Consider the following 16,960-nt stretch of genomic DNA (forward strand, 5'->3'; position numbering starts at 1 on the left):
GTCCGATAGGATGAAAGTAGGGATTACTATTTTTAATTCTATTCAACAGGAGACTTGAGTGCGTCGCTCGTCTTTATTTGGGGTTCTGTTTATTCTCGTAGGATCGACATCATTTGCGCAGGACTATGTTGCGGGGGAGATGATCGTTAAGTTTAAAGACTCAGCTCAAGGAAAAGCGGGATTTGCCAGCAAGTCCACATCTCTTGGGGTGAATCTTAAAAAGTCGTGGGGCGTTTTGAATTTAAATCATTTTACTGCCAAGCCCGGACAAAATTTTGAAGCTCTTCTGCAGAACATGAAAAATGATCCCAATGTGGAGTATGCGGAACCCAATTATATTCTCGTCAAGCAAAGCACAGGCCTTGAAGGATCCCCATTAACCAAAGAAGAAGTTCAACAGATGGTGGGTCCATCGGGTGTTTCGTCAAAGTCAGGATTGTCGATGATGTCCTCGGGATACTATCAGAGCGACGCGAACATTCAGGTCGATGAGGCGTGGGCCGTTCTTCGATCCACAAGTCCTCTGACTCCTATCGTCGCTGTGATCGATACAGGAGTGGATTACACGCACGATGTTTTTGTCACAACCAATGCCATTTGGCGAAATAATGCGGAAATCGCAAGTAATGGAATCGATGATGACGGAAACGGTTACATCGACGATATTCGCGGTTGGAACTTTGTCGCGAATAACAACAATCCGATGGATGATGAGAACCACGGGACTCATGTTTCAGGAATTATTCTCGGCGCCACTCAGAATATTTTTGCCTCGTCATTAACCGCTGCAAAAATTAAAATCATGCCACTTAAATTTTTGGACAGTCAGGGGAGCGGTGCCACCTCCGATGCCATTGAGGCTATTTATTATGCGATTGATAACGGAGCGACCGTGATCAACGCATCTTGGGGTGGTGGCGGATATAGCCAAGCGCTTCTCAATGCGGTGATCGATAGTTATAATTCTAAAGTGACCTTCGCGGCCGCAGCCGGCAATGCGGCGACCAACAACGACGCGGCACCGACCTATCCATCGAATTACTACGTTCCCAATTTAATTTCTATTGCGGCCACTCGAGACGATGATCGATTGGCTAGCTTTTCGAATTACGGGAAGAGCTCTGTAAGAATTGCGAGCCCTGGTCAAAGTATTTTAAGCACTTTACCCAACGATACCTATGGTTATGCCTCTGGAACAAGTATGGCCACTCCTCTGGTGGCAGGAATTTTGGCGTTGATGGAGCGGGAGTATGGTTCGCCAATTAACGGTTATCAGGCCGCAGAAATTCTTCAGGCAAACTCCAATGTGGGCGTGGGTAATATTCAAGACAAGGTGAGTTCAGGTGCGCGTGTGAACGTGCTCAATGCCGTTCAATTTATGAAAACAGCCACCGTTGATTCTTATCAGCCAGATTATGCATCTTACGCAGCGGCTCGAGGCATTGCTTCGGGTGGTGATTCGGGCGGCGGTGGTTGCGGTCTCGTTAAAAACGTCAACGGAAACGAAACTGCGGGCGATTTATTGAGTCGGGCTCTGCTGATGCTCATGGTCCTTACTCCTTTCGTCGTTGCTATGGCACTGAAAAGACGTCGCAGCGAAATGGAAAATCGTCGATCGCATCAACGTTATAAGATTGAGTCCGAAGTTCGCATCAGTGTGGGTGAAAAAGAACTCGTTGGTTCTGTCAGTTCGATCTCGATGGGTGGTGTGCGTATTAATACGGAAGCCCTCCTTGAGCACGGCGGCATTATCGAAATGAATATCATGAGTCCTGACGGCAAAGAGAAGCTTCAAGTGATGGGTAAAGTGGTGTGGTCTGAAGAACGCAAAGCTTATGGTGTGGCGTTTAACGAAATGGCCGCAGCGCAGACCTCCACCGTCTCCGGCTGGACCAAAAAGCTCATGAAGTCCTCTTAAAATCTTGATTCCCCTCAGGCCCTTGACTAAGTTCAAGGGCTTAAAGAAGAGGGGTTATAATGAAGCTGATTTTTCTAATACCGACAGCTGTCGCCGTCGGTTTAATTTTGAACGTATCAACGTCAATTGCGGCGTGCACCTACAGTCTCGTTAACACCAAAATTGAGTGGACGGGTTATAAATTTACCGAGAAGACCGGCGTGCCCGGAACTTTTCGTGAAGTGACGATTAACCAGCCGTCCCAAGCCTCCTCGATCGATGAGCTGATCGCCAGCAGTTCCTTCTTCATTAATGCGGCGTCTGTCGATTCCGGCGTTGAAATTCGCGATCAGAGCCTTCGCGATTTTTTCTTTAAAACTATGGCAAGCCCTTACATCAGAGGCTACGTCGAAGGATACGATTCTAAAAAGAAAACGGCATCCGTACTTTTGAATATGAATGGCGTTTCTCGAGCGGAAAGCTTTAAACTGGCAGCCACAAAAAGCGAAGTGACGGCCACAGGAACCATCGATTTACTCAATTTTATGATGTCCAAATCCCTAGAGAGCATCAATAAAAAATGCTACGACCTCCACAAAGGAAAAGATGGCATCTCTAAAACATGGAGCGAAGTGGGACTAAAAATCTCCGCTCAAATTTCAGAATCTTGCAAATCGAAATAAAGAGGGATCATCATGGCGATTAAACAACTGACCGAAGAACAGATCAGAACTTGGACCCTGAAACAGAAAGACGAGTGGTGGCTAAAGAATGTCTACAAGGGGGACATGCGCCAGTTGACCTGGAGGTCTGCTCTCACAGGCGCGCTGCTCGGATCGGTTTTATCACTCACGAATTTATATATTGGTATACAGACAGGATGGACTCTCGGCGTGGGGATCACATCGGTCATTGTTTCGTTTGCCATGTTTAAGTTTCTTTCTCGGTTTCAACTTTCGACCGAAATGACGATTCTCGAAAACAATACGATGCAATCCATCGCAACCAGCGCCGGCTATATGACATCTCCATTGATGGCGTCTCTCTCGGGATATATGATGGCGACAGGTCATATTCCTCCCATGTGGCAGGTCTATTGTTGGATTGTGGTTTTAGCCATTCTTGGTGCTCTTTTCGCTTTCCCTCTTAAAAAGCGGTATATTAATGATGAGCAGCTGCCATTTCCGGAGGGGTATGCGGCCGGGATTGTGCTCGACAACTTGCATTCCTCCGATGCGAAGGAAGGCCTTTATAAAGCGAAGCTCTTAGGAATGGGCGCAGGTATTGCGGCGCTGATCGAGTTTTTAAGAAGTGGAGGGGTTCTTGCGAAACTTAAAGTTCCATTCCTTGCCATTCCTGAATACTGGGACGAGCTTGTTTATAAGTATTTATTTGTGCCGACCATCAATGGAGTTCCTCTCAAAGATCTCACCATCCGTTTTGAAACTTCAATCATCCTGATGGGAACCGGCGCGCTCATGTCCTTAAAAACAACGTCTTCGATGATGTTAGGCGCATTGATCAATTATGTGATCTTGGCCCCAATCATGATGGAAAAAGGGATTATCACCGGCACTGGATTTAAGAATATTTCGATTTGGGCCCTTTGGGGTGGTGCCGCGATGATGACTTCTGCAGCGCTCTATTCGTTTCTCACCTCGGGGAATACATTAAGTAGTATTTTCGAGCTTTTGAAGTTTTCCAAAAAGAAAACGAAGAAGGAAGCCGACATCCTTGCCGATATTGAATTGCCGCTCAAGGTTTCTTTGATCGGTGTCCCTATCTTGACAGTGATTATTGCCATCATGGCGCACGAATTTTTTGGAATCGAATACTGGCTGGGAGTCGTTGCGGTTCCGTTGGTTTTTGTTTTTAGTATTATGGCTGTTAAATCTACCGGATTAACCGCGATTACTCCGGGAAGCGCACTCGCCAAGATGACACAGGTTTGTTATAGTGTGATGGCCCCAGGACAGATGAACACGAGTTTGATCACGGCAGGAATCACTTCAGAAGTTTCTCTGAGTGCGAGCAATTTGTTGATGGATATTAAGCCCACATACATGCTCGGTGGAAAACCACGCCAACAAGCCATCGGGCATATCATCGGGATCTTTGCTGGGGGTCTGTTGTCTATTCCAGTCTTCTATATGCTCTTCCATGGAGATATTACGGTTTTCGGAACCGATAAATTTCCGATGCCAGGGGCCACAGTTTGGAAAGCGGTTGCCGATGTTTTATCGAAGGGTCTATCCGCTCTTCATCCCACATCTCAAATCGCTGTTCTCATTGGTGCGGCGTTAGGAATTCTTTTCGAGATTCTCATTAAAAAAACAAAAGGGAAGTTCCCGATTTCACCCACTGGGTTCGGGATCGCCTTCGTTCTTCCATTCACGAACACACTCATGTTTTTTGTGGGATCGTTGATTGCTTGGTACCTTGAGAGTAAACCCAAGGATCAGCGTACGGCCGCTTACCACCGCTTTGTCGAAAACAAAGAATCGATCGCGGCAGGGGTGATTGCCGGAGGATCTATCATCGGGATTGTGCTTCTCATCGTTGAGACGATGTTATAGGCCCTGTCGATGACATTGATTTCAACGAAAACTCCAAGGCGCGATGGTGTGAGCCTTGGGGTCTTAGTTTTTAAATCTTAAGCTACTTTAACAAAAAACCATTTCATTGATCTCATCTTAAAAATTCCTCAGATTCGAAATACGGAGATCAAAAACTTTGGTGATATCAGAGACTATACACTCAGGTTTTATCCTCCAGTGACGATAAGCATAAGTAATCAGGAATGTTAATGGAGAAATGAGTATGCTTAAGGCACCAATTCCTAGTGATGAGCAAAAAAGAATAGATAAACTTAATGAATATCAAATTCTCGATACTCTCCAGGAGCAAGAGCTTGACGAGATTACAAAAATTGCGGCGCAAATCTGTGATTGCAGAATTTCTTTAATCAGTTTGATCGATACTCATAGACAGTGGTTTAAATCAAAGTATGGGCTTACTACGAATGAAACTCCAAGGGACATTTCCTACTGCGGCCACGCCATAATGAGTGATGAAATTTTTATCGTTGAAGATTCGGCACTCGATGAAAGGTTTTGTGATAATCCGCTGTTTTTAGGGGAACCCCACGCTCGTTTTTATGCGGGAGCTCCTCTTATATCTACCGAGGGCCAAAGAATTGGTACTTTATGTGTCATAGATTCTGATTCGAAAGTCCTTGATGAAAAGCAAAAGTTAATTCTTAAAAGTTTATCTCAACAGATCATTACTATCTTCGAGGCGAGAAAGCTCCTCTATGAAAAACAAAATAATGAATTCTTGCTTAAAGAAGTCCAGAAAAATGCACAGATTGGCGGATGGGAATTAAATGTTAAAACATTCAAAACAAAATGGACAGATGAAGTCTTTAGAATCCACGAAGTTGAAATTGGCGCCGCATTTGATGTCAAAGATGCGATGAGCTTTTACTCTGACGTCGATAGGACGAGAATTCTAGGTGACATCAAAAATTGTATTGAAAACGGAGTGCCATTTGAGTCCGACTTTGAATTCATCACTGCCAAAGGTAATAAGAGGTGGGTTCACTCCAAAGGTTTTGCTAAAAGAGATAAAGAAGGCAAAGTTCAAAGAATTCTCGGGACACTTCAAGACATCACCCATAAGAAGTTAAAAGAAATTGAGCTCAAATCCTCAAAAGAGTATCTTGATCTCGCGCTTGAAGGCGCGGGACTTGGAATCTGGGACTGGTACCTCGCCGATAACTCGGTGAAATTTGATGAAAGATGGGCGCAAATGCTCGGGCTCGACATTAACGAAATTGATATGGAACTCACCACTTGGGAATCGAGAGTTCATCCTGATGATTTAGAAAAGTGTTACGCAGACATTAAAGCATATATGGATGGTAAGACCGAGTTTTATGAGAACGTGCATCGAATGAGGCACAAAAATGGTCACTGGGTTTACATTTTAGATCGCGGAAGGTTCTCAGATTGGGATCAGGACGGCCGACCGATTCGATTCACCGGGACTCATTTTGATGTGAGCGAACTTGAAAAGGCGAAGCAGAAACTTTCGCTTCTCTATCAAAATAGTCCGTTCGGATTCGCCTTCTGTGACATCAACGGCAATATACTGGATGTGAATAAAAAATACGAAGAGATCACCGGATACACCGCGGATGAGCTCAAGAAACTATCACGTTGGGATCTGACTCCAACAAAGTATATAGACGACGAAAATACCCACCTTGAATCTTTGAGGGCCAATGGTCGTTATGGACCGTACCGAAAGGAATACAAAAACAAAAAGGGTGATTTGGTGCCTGTGGAGCTGAACGGATTTATAATTAAAGATTTTGACGGTAAAGCGGGTGTTTGGTCTATCGTCGAGGATATTACTCAAAAGATCGCCCAGGAAAAAGAGTTGTTGTACCAGAAACAATTCGCCGCGCACCACGCAAAACTCGCCTCCATTGGTGAGCTTGCCGCAGGCGTAGGGCATGAAATCAATAATCCGCTCTCCATAGTTAAAGGTTATCTATCGGTTCTTGAGAAGAAAATGGAAAAGGGAAGTGTCAATCAAAGCGAAGTTCAAGCATATCTTGGGAAGATAGATGTCGCGACCAACAGAATTGCACGAATAGTTCAAGGTCTGAGAACATTTTCACGGTCTGATGCGACCGAGGTTTCAGACTTTTCTCCGATTGACGCTATTGAAGAATCTTTCAATATGCTGAATGAGATCTATGAGAAAGATGGGATACATCTTAAATTTAACAATTCGGTGAGGGGGCAATATCTCATTCATGGCAATAGGGGTAAGTTTCAGCAGATCATAATGAATCTAGTCTCTAACGCGAAAGATGCCACGCAAGATAAAGATTTAAGGATTATTAATATAAACATAAGAAATGAAGTCGATAAATTGATTATAGAGGTCGATGATAACGGGTGTGGTTTCCCTGAATCGTTAAAGGAAAAAATATTTGATCCGTTTTTCACCACTAAAGAAGTGAACAAAGGAACCGGCATCGGCTTATCTTTGGTTCATAGCTTTATCAAAGAAATGAACGGTGGAATTCGCGTAGAAAGTAAAGTGCATGAGGGGTCTAAGTTCACCCTGGAACTGCCTGCTCTTTTGGCGTCACAAATTCAAACTCAGGTCCAAACACCCAGCCCAGCTGAGGCGAATGGGGGAGTTCAGTATAAAGCGAATGTTATACTTGCAGATGATGACGAAGGTATTCGTGAGCTATTAGGTGATCTTTTAGAATCGATGGGAATGCGGGTCACTGCGGTCGAGAACGGCAAGGAAGCTTTAGACTTATACATGAAGCATCCCGATAATTTTGATCTCATCATTTCGGACATGAAGATGCCCCAATTGGATGGCCCGAGTTTACTCAAAAAGCTCCGAGAAAATGAACAATTAAAGCAGCCAAAGTTTATATTTATCACGGGTGGAATCAATATCAATTTTGAGGATAAGGACAATGAGCTCAACAAGCTCATCGACGGTTATCTTCTCAAGCCATTCACCGAGAGTAAGGTTTATGAAATCTTAGAGAGATGCCAACTGGTTGAAAAGATGAGAAAAGTGTCCTGAGTCCCGACCGGCTGCTCAGCCGCCGAATCGCATGGTGGCTCGGGCGAGAATCGAACTCGCACACCCGTGAAGGTACTGGATTTTGAGTCCAGCGCGTCTACCAATTCCACCACCGAGCCATGCTGTATCTAAAGGACTAATGGAACCTAAATTATCCTCTTATGGCGATCAAGTATTATTTTCAGGTATGTCAAATCACTAGATAGAAAACAGAATAGTCAAAGTGCCTTTATTTGTCTCTGAGTTCAGTTCCGCTCTGGAACTGAACGAATATTGACTAACGATCTTGTGAGTTTAGATGCACTGGCCGGAACTTGGTATGACCGTTGCTAATAGGACAGGCAAAGCTGACGAAAAAAGTTAGTAAGCAAAGAAGGAGACATTTATGACAAATAAGTTTTTAGCTACAGTATTGGTGTTAATGGCATCAGTATCTTATGCCAATCAAAATCAATATGATTATGAATCGGTTGAAATCAATAACATCTACAATGATGTTGAATCTGCATCGGATATTCGTGATCCGCAAATGGCCCGCAGACCTCATGGCACGAACGAGGCGATCGATACGGCCAACAGCCCACAGATCAATATCTACAACGAGAATGCAAATTCCAACAAACAAGCCCAAAAATCCCACGCGCAGACAGATACGGATGCGATTGTTGATTCTGCAGCCTACTCAGACTCTAAAGCTCAATCCGACCTGAGCCACGACTATATCGAACGCGCTAACGAAATCCGTCGCGCTCGTAAAGATTTAGAGATGGGAACAGAGACAAAAATGATCGAAAAGATCGAATGGTCTCGTATCGAAGACGAAAAAGATCGTAGCGATCGTCTTTTTGGAAATCGTTTAGATAAAAAGAAATACGATAATCACTATGATAACAACTACGAAAATAACTATAAGCCAGAAAAAGAAGTCGTCATCATCGAAAAGCCAACTCCGGTAGTTCCTTATGCTCCAGCTCCTGTTTATAAAGAAGAGTACAAAAATGAAGTCAAATCGGACTACTCTTACATCGCAGACTCTAAGTCTTATCTATCTCCTACTGTCGGTTGGATGACTCATCCTTCGGCAGTGAACGTGGATGAAGCGACTACTTTTGGTATCGCTGCGGGAACAGTTTTCTCCTCAGGCGTAGCTGTGGAAATGGGATTGAACTACGCGAACTTTACGATGGATGACTACGACGTTTATACATTCAACGGATTGCCTGGACAGAAAGAAGTTGACCAATACAGCTTGAACGGTGCGGTGAGATACAACTTTATGGTTGGACGAATCGTGCCTAACGTCGGTGCGTTGCTTGGTTACTCTTACAGAGATTACAACGAGACTCGTGCTTTCAGCCAGGGAACAACATCATCGTCTGCAGTAGATGCAGGTGTAAGCTTGGGTGTCGACTTCAAATTGACTCAAAACTTCTCACTCGGCGTAGAATATCGTGTCATGAGAAACATTTGGAACGATCGCGAAGACCAAGACAACAATCAAGTTTCTCCATTGTTCTACGGTCCGTATGCAACAGCTCAGAACCGCGAAAAACTCGAAGAAGTGGGTTATCAGCAGTTCGGTGTTAATGCGAAGTTCTCTTTCTAAGTTTAGATTTTAAGTGTGTTATAAGGTGTCCTCTTTAGCTTGGGCCCAGTCAGGATTGACTGGGCTTTTTTTTTAGTCCTACAATAGGTGATGAAGCTTAATGAACACATGGTTGTGCTCACTTTCATTCTTCCCACGATTTTTTCGACGCTTGTGGGACCATCGAGTTTTGCTCAGTCAAAGATCAATAAAAACGCCCCGGTGCTTATGGCGGCTTTGGCCAAAGTGGGTGTAGAGGTTTTGACCACTCGTGATCTTCAGATTCATCAATTTATCAATGAGTCAGAGCCGCTTTTTAATGATTACGTCGACAAGAAGGAGCCCCTCAAGACTCTCGTTTGGGAATCGCTCATTTATTCAGAATCTAAAACCACCCTCAATCAGACAGTGTCCGAAACCGAAATCAAAGACGCTGCCGCCACATTTTCTAAGAAGTATGCCAAGGATAAGCTGTGGACTTCGCTTTCGGTGAGCGAACGGGATTTAAATATGGCAATGGAGCGCCATCAGTCGGCAAAAAAGCTCATGGGCCTAAAGATGCCAACGGATCTGATCTCTATTACCGATAAAGAGGTCGAAAACTACTATGCTCAGAACAAGTCCCAACTCGGCCATCGACCTTTAGAAGAATCACGGGAGCAGATTCGTAAAGGCCTCAAAAGTATCAAGGCGCGTGAAAGGTTTTCGGAGTGGATGCGGGCCCTCACCCGTACACATTCAGTAGAGTATTTTTCCGGCGTTCAGGTGCAATGATGATATTTAAAGACGCTCAGGCCCTAAAACATGTGGAAGCCTGGGTGGAGGGCTTAAATTTTAGTGATCTGAGCCTTAAAAGTTGGTCTGAGGCCACTTTGACCGAAACACTGCGCACTTATAATTTTGTCTTTTTGGGCGCGGGTGGTCAGCCAATGACTTCCTGTGTAGTTTTTCAGGAAATGGGCCCGGATCTGTGCGAGGTCTTATTTTTAGGGACCAGTCCGGCCTATCAGGGGCAGGGCCAAATGACGGAATTGTTAGAGGAATTCATTCATCGGTGTCCATATGACCGCATCTGGCTCGAGTGCCGAGCTGACAATCTGATTGCCCAAAATATTTACCGAAAACTGGGCTTTGTCGAAAACGGTCAGCGCCCGAACTACTATCATGACAGTACTCCTGCGATTTTATTTACCTTTTTTAGGAAGCATCGTTAAGAAATATCGACGGAAGGGTTGCATTTTCCCCCCGCATTTGTTACTACTGAGTCATTCGTTTAGCCCCTAGTGGGGCTTTTTTTTTACTGAAGGCGGAGTTGTTGAAGCTCTGTCCTTAAATTATAGGACCGTATAGCCTTATGCATTTGAACTTAGAAAAGGTAACGTCCTTGGCCGAATCCGTGGCCACTCCTCTCGGTCTGCGCGTGTATCATCTGGAAATGGTTGGAAGTGGAAACGGGAAGATCCTGCGGATCTTTATTGATCGCACGCAACCGCGTGCCATCGATACAGCAGCTGAGACGGAAGTGATTGAAGAAGAGGATGTGAGCATTGAATCCAGCGGCGACGTGAATAAAGTGTCGCTCAAAGATTGCTCTGATTTTTCGAAAGCATTTAGCGAAAAGTTAGATAGCGAAGACCCGATTGAAGGAGCTTACCATCTCGAAGTCTCCAGCCCGGGTGTAGAGCGCGTCTTGGTAAAAATGTGGCACTTTCAAGAGAGTGTCGGCGAAAACATCTACGTGCAGCTGAATAAGCCTCTGGCGGATATCAGCAACGTGGATCAGAAGCACGGAAGTCGCAAAAAGATCACGGGAGTTCTCAAATCTTTGAGCGACGAAAAATTGAGTATTGATTTTGAAAATACGAACGTCATCGTTCCTTTCCAAAATGTTTCAAAAGCCCATGTGGTTTTTGATTTTGGTAATAATACGATTGCGCGCAAACGCGCGACAATGACCAAGGAGTAGCCAATGGCAGAAGGTATGTTTTCCGATCTTAACAGAATGATCGAGCAGCTCGGTAAAGACAAAGGTATCGATAAAAAGATCGTCATCGATGCAGTGGTGCAAGGGATGTTAGTTGCTGCACGTAAGATGTATGGAACTTACAGAGATATTGAAGCATCTTATAATGAAGAGACCGGCGAAGTAGAGCTTTTCCAGTTCAACGAAGTGGTCATGCCCGAAGATTTCGAGGATGAAGAGATTGAAATCACTATCGAGGAAGCTCGAAAGCTCGATCCCGAAGCTCAATTGGCGGATCATATCGGTATTAAACTTGAGACTGGCGACCTTGGCCGTATTGCTGCCCAAACTGCTAAACAGATCATTATGCAGAAAGTTCGGGACGCGGAACGCGACATCATCTTTAACGAATTCGAGAATCGTAAAGGTGAGGTAGCTTCAGGAATCGTTCGCCGTGTAGAGAGAGGTCATGTGGTTGTCGATTTGGGCAAAACCGAAGCGTTGATGCCTCCTCGCGAGCAAATCCCAGGGGAAGTCTTTAAGCCTGGTGATCGTATTCAGGGTCACTTATTAGATGTTCGCCAGACGACGAAAGGCCCGCAGATCATTATGTCTCGTGCTTGTAGTGATTATTTAATTAAATTGTTCGAAGCCGAAGTCCCTGAAATTTACGACGGTATCGTGCAAGTCATGGCGGCGGCTCGTGAGCCCGGGGCTCGTGCGAAGATCGCTGTCACCAGCAAAGATTCTGCGGTGGATCCCGTGGGAGCTTGCGTAGGTATGAAGGGTTCTCGCGTACAAAACGTCGTGCAAGAGCTTAAGGGCGAAAAAATCGATATTATCGAGTGGGACGAAGATATCACTCGTTTCGCGTGCAATGCTTTGGCTCCGGCCGAAATCTCGCGCGTGTTTCTCGATGAATCGAGCAAAGAGATGGAAATCGTCGTTCCAGATACTCAGTTGAGTTTGGCCATTGGTAAGAAAGGTCAGAACGTTCGTTTGGCTTCGAAGTTAACCACTTGGAAGATCGATATTCTTTCTGAGACGAATGCATCAGCGCGTACGGCGGAGTCTATCTTTAACCTTATGTTGATTCCAGGCATGACAGACACTATGGCTCAAAACATTTTCCAAAGCGGTTTTGGCTCGTTCCAGTCTATTGCTGAAGCGGATGTGAAAGAGGTCATGGCTATTGCGGGTTACGACAAAGAAGAGAGAGCGCAGGCGCTGATCGACGAAGCGAAAAAATTGATTAAAAAATATCAAGACGAAGGCATCGAAATTCCTAAGGCTCCAGTGATGGAATCAACAGAAATTAAAGGTGATGCGAAATCTCAAGCCGAGCAGAAGCTTAAACAAGCCTTCGCTCAGCTTAAAGTACAAGAAGCTGATGAAGCCGAAGCCGCCGATGCGGCCGCAGCAGCAGCGAATAAAGGTGAGGATTCTGGTAACGAAGAAGCTAAACCAGAAACTCAATCTTAAGGGAGTTCAATTTGACGACGCAGAAGGTTTTTGAATTTGCAAAAGAAATGGGTGTAGAGACCCTCACATTGATGGATAAGATCCGCAAATGGGGCTTGCCGGTGAAGAGTCACATGGCCGACCTCTCGGACGAAATGATCCAGCAAATTCGTGCTAAGCTTGAGGAAGAGTCTCCAAAAGCTGCGGCAGCTAAAAAGAAAGTAACAAAAAAAGTCGTTAAAAAAGCGACAGGGGATTCTGCTGACGCTGAGGACGCCCCTAAAAAAGTGGCGACCAAATCGACAAAGTCGGTGACGAAAACCGCAACGAAAGCTGCGGCAACAAAAACTGCCGCCGCCAAGTCCGTCGCCGCTCCTGATGTCAGTAAAACGGTGATTCGACGTAAAAAGGTGGATGCTGTTGCTGAGGAAGAGATCACTCCGGAAGAGACACCGCAGGCGCTCCCTGAGGACACTCCAGAAGTTTTAGAAACTGCAGCGGAATCCACAGAAGCGGTCAGCGCGTCTCCAGTCGAGGAACAGGCGCCGGAAGCAACTCCGGCGGCGATCTCCCCAGCGGTTGAGCCCGATGTGGTTCCCGCAACGGCAGCGCCCGTAGCAGCTGCGGAAGAGGCCAAAACGGCAATTCCCTCCAATCGTAAACGTGAAATTCCAATGACTCAAGACGGCCCGGTGAGTGGTGTTCGCTCGGCTCGCCGAAATATCGTCGGGAAAATGGATCTCAATCGCGTCAGTCAACTTCCACAAGCTCGTCAGGCAAAACCCACGGCGAACCGAAATCTTCGCACAGGCTTTGTAGCTTCGGCACCGATTGATATTCCTGTGGTTGGAGATGATTTCGATAAACGCCACGGGAAAAAACGCGGTGGCCCTATCGCTCCTGCCGCGGGACCTGGTCCCATTGGCGGTCCTAAGGAGAAGGAAAAAGAGACAGCTCCTCCGACCTTCGTTTCTGCAGATTTCATGAAGCGCGAGATTGTTTTCCAACCGAAGAAGAAGAAAATTTCGGAAGGCTACAATCGTAAAACACAAATTACGATGCCAGCGGCGCACAAGCGCGTGGTGCGAGTTTTTGGCAGCATTAGTGTGACCGAGCTCGCTCAGGCAATGAATTTAAAAGCTCCAGTTATTATAAAAAGTTTGATGAGTAATGGTGTTGTCGCCAATATCAACACGGTTTTGGATTTCGATACGGTCTCATTGATCGCTCCGGAATTTAAGTACGAGGCACTCAACGTGAAAAAGACCGATACCGAACTCCTAGAGTCGGCAAGTTTCGGTGTGGATGAATCAAAACAAGTTCATCGTTCTCCGGTTGTGACAGTCATGGGTCACGTCGATCACGGAAAAACCACTCTTCTCGACTCTATTCGCAAAGCGCGAGTGGCTGCGGGAGAGGCCGGTGGAATCACTCAGCACATTGGTGCTTACCGGGTGAAGACGTCCCTCGGCGAGATCACTTTTATCGATACTCCGGGCCACGAAGCTTTTACGGCCATGCGAGCGCGGGGAGCCAACATCACCGACATCGTGATCCTTGTGGTCGCGGCGGATGATGGTGTGATGCCTCAGACGATCGAAGCCATCAGTCACGCCAAAGCCGCCGGTGTTCCGATCATAGTGGCGATGAATAAAATGGATAAGCCTCAGGCCAATCCAGATCGCGTAAAGCAACAACTGTCTGAATATGAATTACTTCCGGAAGAGTGGGGCGGAACAACGCAATTTGTTCCTGTCTCTGCGATCAAAGGGGAAGGTGTTTCTGAACTCCTCGAGCAAGTGAGTCTTTTGGCCGAAATGGAAGAGCTCACCGGAAATCCAGAGCGTTCAGCGACGGGCGTTGTGATCGAAAGCCGAGTGGAGAAGGGTCGCGGAAACGTGGCGACGCTTCTGGTGCAGGACGGAACATTAAAAGTCGGTCAGTACCTGGTGGTCGGAACGATCGTGACGAAAGTGCGCACGATTCATGACGATACGGGAAAGGTTCTTAAAGAGGCTGGGCCGAGTTTCCCTGTCGAAATCATCGGCTTACCTGGAAGTCCGGGAGCTGGTGATCGCTTTAACGTCACTAAAGACGAAAAGAGCGCTCAAGAAGTGGCTCAGGTTCGCAAAGACGAGATCACTAAGTCTGCCGAAGCCAAACCGCCGACTTTGGACGATCTGTTCTCTAAAATTAAAACCGGTGATCTTAAAGAGCTTCCGGTGATTTTAAAAACCGACGTTGCGGGTTCGCAAGAAGCTATCAAAGGTTTATTTGATAAGATTGCAACTTCCGAAGTGAAACTGAAGCTGATTCACGCCGCTGTGGGTGCGATCAGTGAATCTGATGTGCTTCTCGCCAGTACAACAAAAGGGATGATCGTTGGTTTCAACGTTCGTCCTGATACGGGGGCGCAGGCGGCCGCGAAGCGGTTAGGTGTGGATATTAAAACTTATTCTATCGTTTACGAATTGGTCGACGATATGAAGAAAGCTCTCGGAGGCTTACTGGCTCCCGAAATTCGCGAAAAAGTTTTGGGTCGCGCGCAAGTGCGTGAAACCTTCACCGTGCCTAAAGTCGGCATGATTGCCGGCTGTTATGTGACGGATGGCATGATCACTCGTCAAAGTACACTTCGCTTACTCCGCAATGGAAAAGTGGTGTACACGGGCAAGTTGAGCAGCTTGAAGCGATTTAAGGATGATGCCAAAGAAGTTCAAACGGGCTTTGAGTGCGGTATCGGTATTGAAAACTTTAACGATCTCAAGGTTGGAGACGAAATCGAGGCATTCACACAAGAATCCATTACGCGTGAGCTGTAAAGAGGAGTTTTGTGACTGAAAGTCGACGAGTTCAGCGAGTAGAAAAAGGCTTGCGCGAGATTATTGGAACATATCTCGTGCGCCATTTTTCGAGCCAAATGTTGAGCGTAGGAAACATTATTGTCTCTGGCGATCTTCGGAGCGCCAAAGTGTTTATCAGTCGTATTGGTCAGGATAAAATGACCAAGGAAGAAGTGGAAGTGGTTCAAGAGCACGCCGTTTCTATTCAACGAGAGATTTCGTCACAACTTCACATGAAATTTTGCCCGCGATTAACGTTTTTGAATGACGATGCCGTGGGTTCAGCCAAGAAACTCGACGAACTTTTCGAAAAAATTAAAAATTAAAAACCAAGAGTTTCTGACCCATGCTTAACGGATTACTTCTTATCGATAAACCTTCGAAAATCACCAGCCACGACGTGGTCGCGACGGTGCGCCGTATGACTCAGCAAAAATCGGTGGGCCACGCGGGGACGCTAGATCCTCTCGCCACCGGACTCATGGTGGTGCTGATGGGCGAAGCGACTAAGCTTTCGAATTACATCCTTAATGGGGATAAAGCTTACGTGGTTCAGGCCAAGATAGGTGTAAAGACCAACACGGGCGATAAAGACGGTGAGATCGAAGCCTCTCAAGAGGTCGCTCCCATCGAAACAGAAAAACTCATCACGACGATTGCCAGTCTCGTCGGAACTTTTCAATGGGCTGTGCCTATCTTCTCCGCGGTGAAACAAAATGGAGAAAAGCTATACGACCTCGCTCGATCTGGACAAGCTGTGACTCCACCGACAAAAGCGATGACGTTTTACGAAGCCAAGTTGATCGACGTTCAATGGCCTCTAGTTAAAGTGGCGGTCCGTTGCTCTAAAGGAAGTTTTATTCGCACGTGGGTGGAAAAATTCGGCGAAGCTCTAGGTACGTTTGCATCCGTGGAAACTCTTCGACGGACCGAATCCGAACCCTACTCCCTCGAAAAAGCCGTAACCCTTCGTAATGCTGAGGGAAAAATTCTGACCGAAACGACCTCCTGGATTCCGCTTGAGGACAGTCTCCCGCAGTGGCCGCAAATCCAGGTTGAAGGGAAAGAAGAAAAACTCATTCGAAACGGCCAGATCCCTTACAGCCTCAAACGAATGCTAGAGATCGAATTCACCGGAAGCCCAGGCGTTCGGGTCAAGAGTGCCCGCAACAAACGCCTCCTGGCGATCCTCAGCCCCACCCCCCATTCCTTCACCATCCAAAGAGTCTTCAACGACTACTAACCCCAAGCGATAATAACCCGCACTCGCGTCGTCACACCCTAAAAACGTCCGTATAAAATAACTAGTGTTTCCAATAACTTAAGTTCGATAACCCCGTAAAATCGAAGATTTTCCTTTGTCTTTAATTTTAAGTGGAATGGGTCTCAAGGGCGATCGCGCCCAAGGAGGGGCGCGAAACGATCCAAGGACGGAGACTTTCGCCCTTGAGACCCATTCCACTTAAAATTAAAGACAAAGGAAAACCACAGAATTTGAACCATTTAAGACACTTTCAGTTGACGCCTTTCGAGAGCATGACTAGTTTATGCGGCTTAATACTTCGGTAGCGACCAGCCATGACGTT

At 46.1% G+C, this 16,960-nt stretch carries 12 protein-coding genes and 1 tRNA gene; 12 read left to right on the forward strand and 1 reads right to left on the reverse strand.

Features of this window, described 5'->3' with window-relative positions; all coding sequences use genetic code 11:
• The first annotated feature begins 58 nt into the window (after positions 1 to 58).
• The 4 genes from K2Q26_00445 (at position 59) to K2Q26_00460 (ending at position 7,522) form a co-directional block, all read left to right on the forward strand.
• Positions 59 to 1,918 carry a S8 family serine peptidase gene (locus K2Q26_00445; GenBank protein MBY0313961.1) on the forward strand — a complete coding sequence of 620 codons (1,860 nt, stop codon included), beginning with the start codon at positions 59 to 61 and terminating at the stop codon, positions 1,916 to 1,918.
• 59 nt (positions 1,919 to 1,977) lie between these two features.
• Complete coding sequence (locus tag K2Q26_00450; GenBank protein ID MBY0313962.1) at positions 1,978 to 2,580, forward strand: YceI family protein; 603 nt, start codon at positions 1,978 to 1,980, stop codon at positions 2,578 to 2,580.
• A 12-nt stretch (positions 2,581 to 2,592) separates the two neighbouring features.
• Positions 2,593 to 4,473: an OPT/YSL family transporter gene (locus K2Q26_00455; GenBank protein MBY0313963.1), complete on the forward strand. Its 1,881-nt coding sequence runs from the start codon at positions 2,593 to 2,595 to the stop codon at positions 4,471 to 4,473.
• A gap of 244 nt (positions 4,474 to 4,717) precedes the next feature.
• Positions 4,718 to 7,522 carry a PAS domain S-box protein gene (locus K2Q26_00460; protein MBY0313964.1) on the forward strand — a complete coding sequence of 935 codons (2,805 nt, stop codon included), beginning with the start codon at positions 4,718 to 4,720 and terminating at the stop codon, positions 7,520 to 7,522.
• A gap of 32 nt (positions 7,523 to 7,554) precedes the next feature.
• On the opposite strand, the gene K2Q26_00465 is transcribed toward K2Q26_00460, so the two are convergent.
• Positions 7,555 to 7,641, reverse strand: a tRNA-Leu gene (locus K2Q26_00465).
• A 266-nt stretch (positions 7,642 to 7,907) separates the two neighbouring features.
• Here K2Q26_00465 and K2Q26_00470 point away from each other — a divergent pair.
• The 8 genes from K2Q26_00470 (at position 7,908) to truB (ending at position 16,617) form a co-directional block, all read left to right on the forward strand.
• Entirely contained in the window at positions 7,908 to 9,128 is a 1,221-nt protein-coding gene (locus K2Q26_00470) for a porin family protein (protein ID MBY0313965.1), read from the forward strand.
• 90 nt (positions 9,129 to 9,218) lie between these two features.
• Entirely contained in the window at positions 9,219 to 9,881 is a 663-nt protein-coding gene (locus K2Q26_00475; GenBank protein ID MBY0313966.1) for a hypothetical protein, read from the forward strand.
• Positions 9,878 to 10,321, forward strand: a complete 444-nt coding sequence (locus K2Q26_00480; GenBank protein MBY0313967.1) for a GNAT family N-acetyltransferase — start codon at positions 9,878 to 9,880, stop codon at positions 10,319 to 10,321. The genes K2Q26_00475 and K2Q26_00480 overlap by 4 nt, the downstream gene beginning before the upstream one ends.
• Positions 10,322 to 10,461: 140 nt before the next feature.
• The gene (locus tag K2Q26_00485; protein ID MBY0313968.1) at positions 10,462 to 11,073 is read left to right on the forward strand and encodes a ribosome maturation factor RimP; all 612 of its coding nucleotides are present in this window, start codon (positions 10,462 to 10,464) and stop codon (positions 11,071 to 11,073) included.
• A gap of 3 nt (positions 11,074 to 11,076) precedes the next feature.
• A complete protein-coding gene (nusA, locus tag K2Q26_00490) occupies positions 11,077 to 12,552 on the forward strand; it encodes a transcription termination factor NusA (GenBank protein ID MBY0313969.1) in 1,476 nt (491 codons plus the stop codon).
• Between the two features lie 11 nt (positions 12,553 to 12,563).
• Complete coding sequence (infB, locus tag K2Q26_00495; GenBank protein ID MBY0313970.1) at positions 12,564 to 15,353, forward strand: translation initiation factor IF-2; 2,790 nt, start codon at positions 12,564 to 12,566, stop codon at positions 15,351 to 15,353.
• Positions 15,354 to 15,364: 11 nt separating this feature from the next.
• Positions 15,365 to 15,700, forward strand: coding sequence for a 30S ribosome-binding factor RbfA (gene rbfA / locus K2Q26_00500; GenBank protein ID MBY0313971.1), 336 nt, complete (start codon positions 15,365 to 15,367; stop codon positions 15,698 to 15,700).
• 20 nt (positions 15,701 to 15,720) lie between these two features.
• Positions 15,721 to 16,617, forward strand: a complete 897-nt coding sequence (gene truB, locus K2Q26_00505; GenBank protein MBY0313972.1) for a tRNA pseudouridine(55) synthase TruB — start codon at positions 15,721 to 15,723, stop codon at positions 16,615 to 16,617.
• Positions 16,618 to 16,960: the final 343 nt, after the last annotated feature.

This window comes from Bdellovibrionales bacterium (assembly GCA_019750295.1).
Classification (GTDB): Bacteria; Bdellovibrionota; Bdellovibrionia; order Bdellovibrionales; family JAGQZY01; genus JAIEOS01.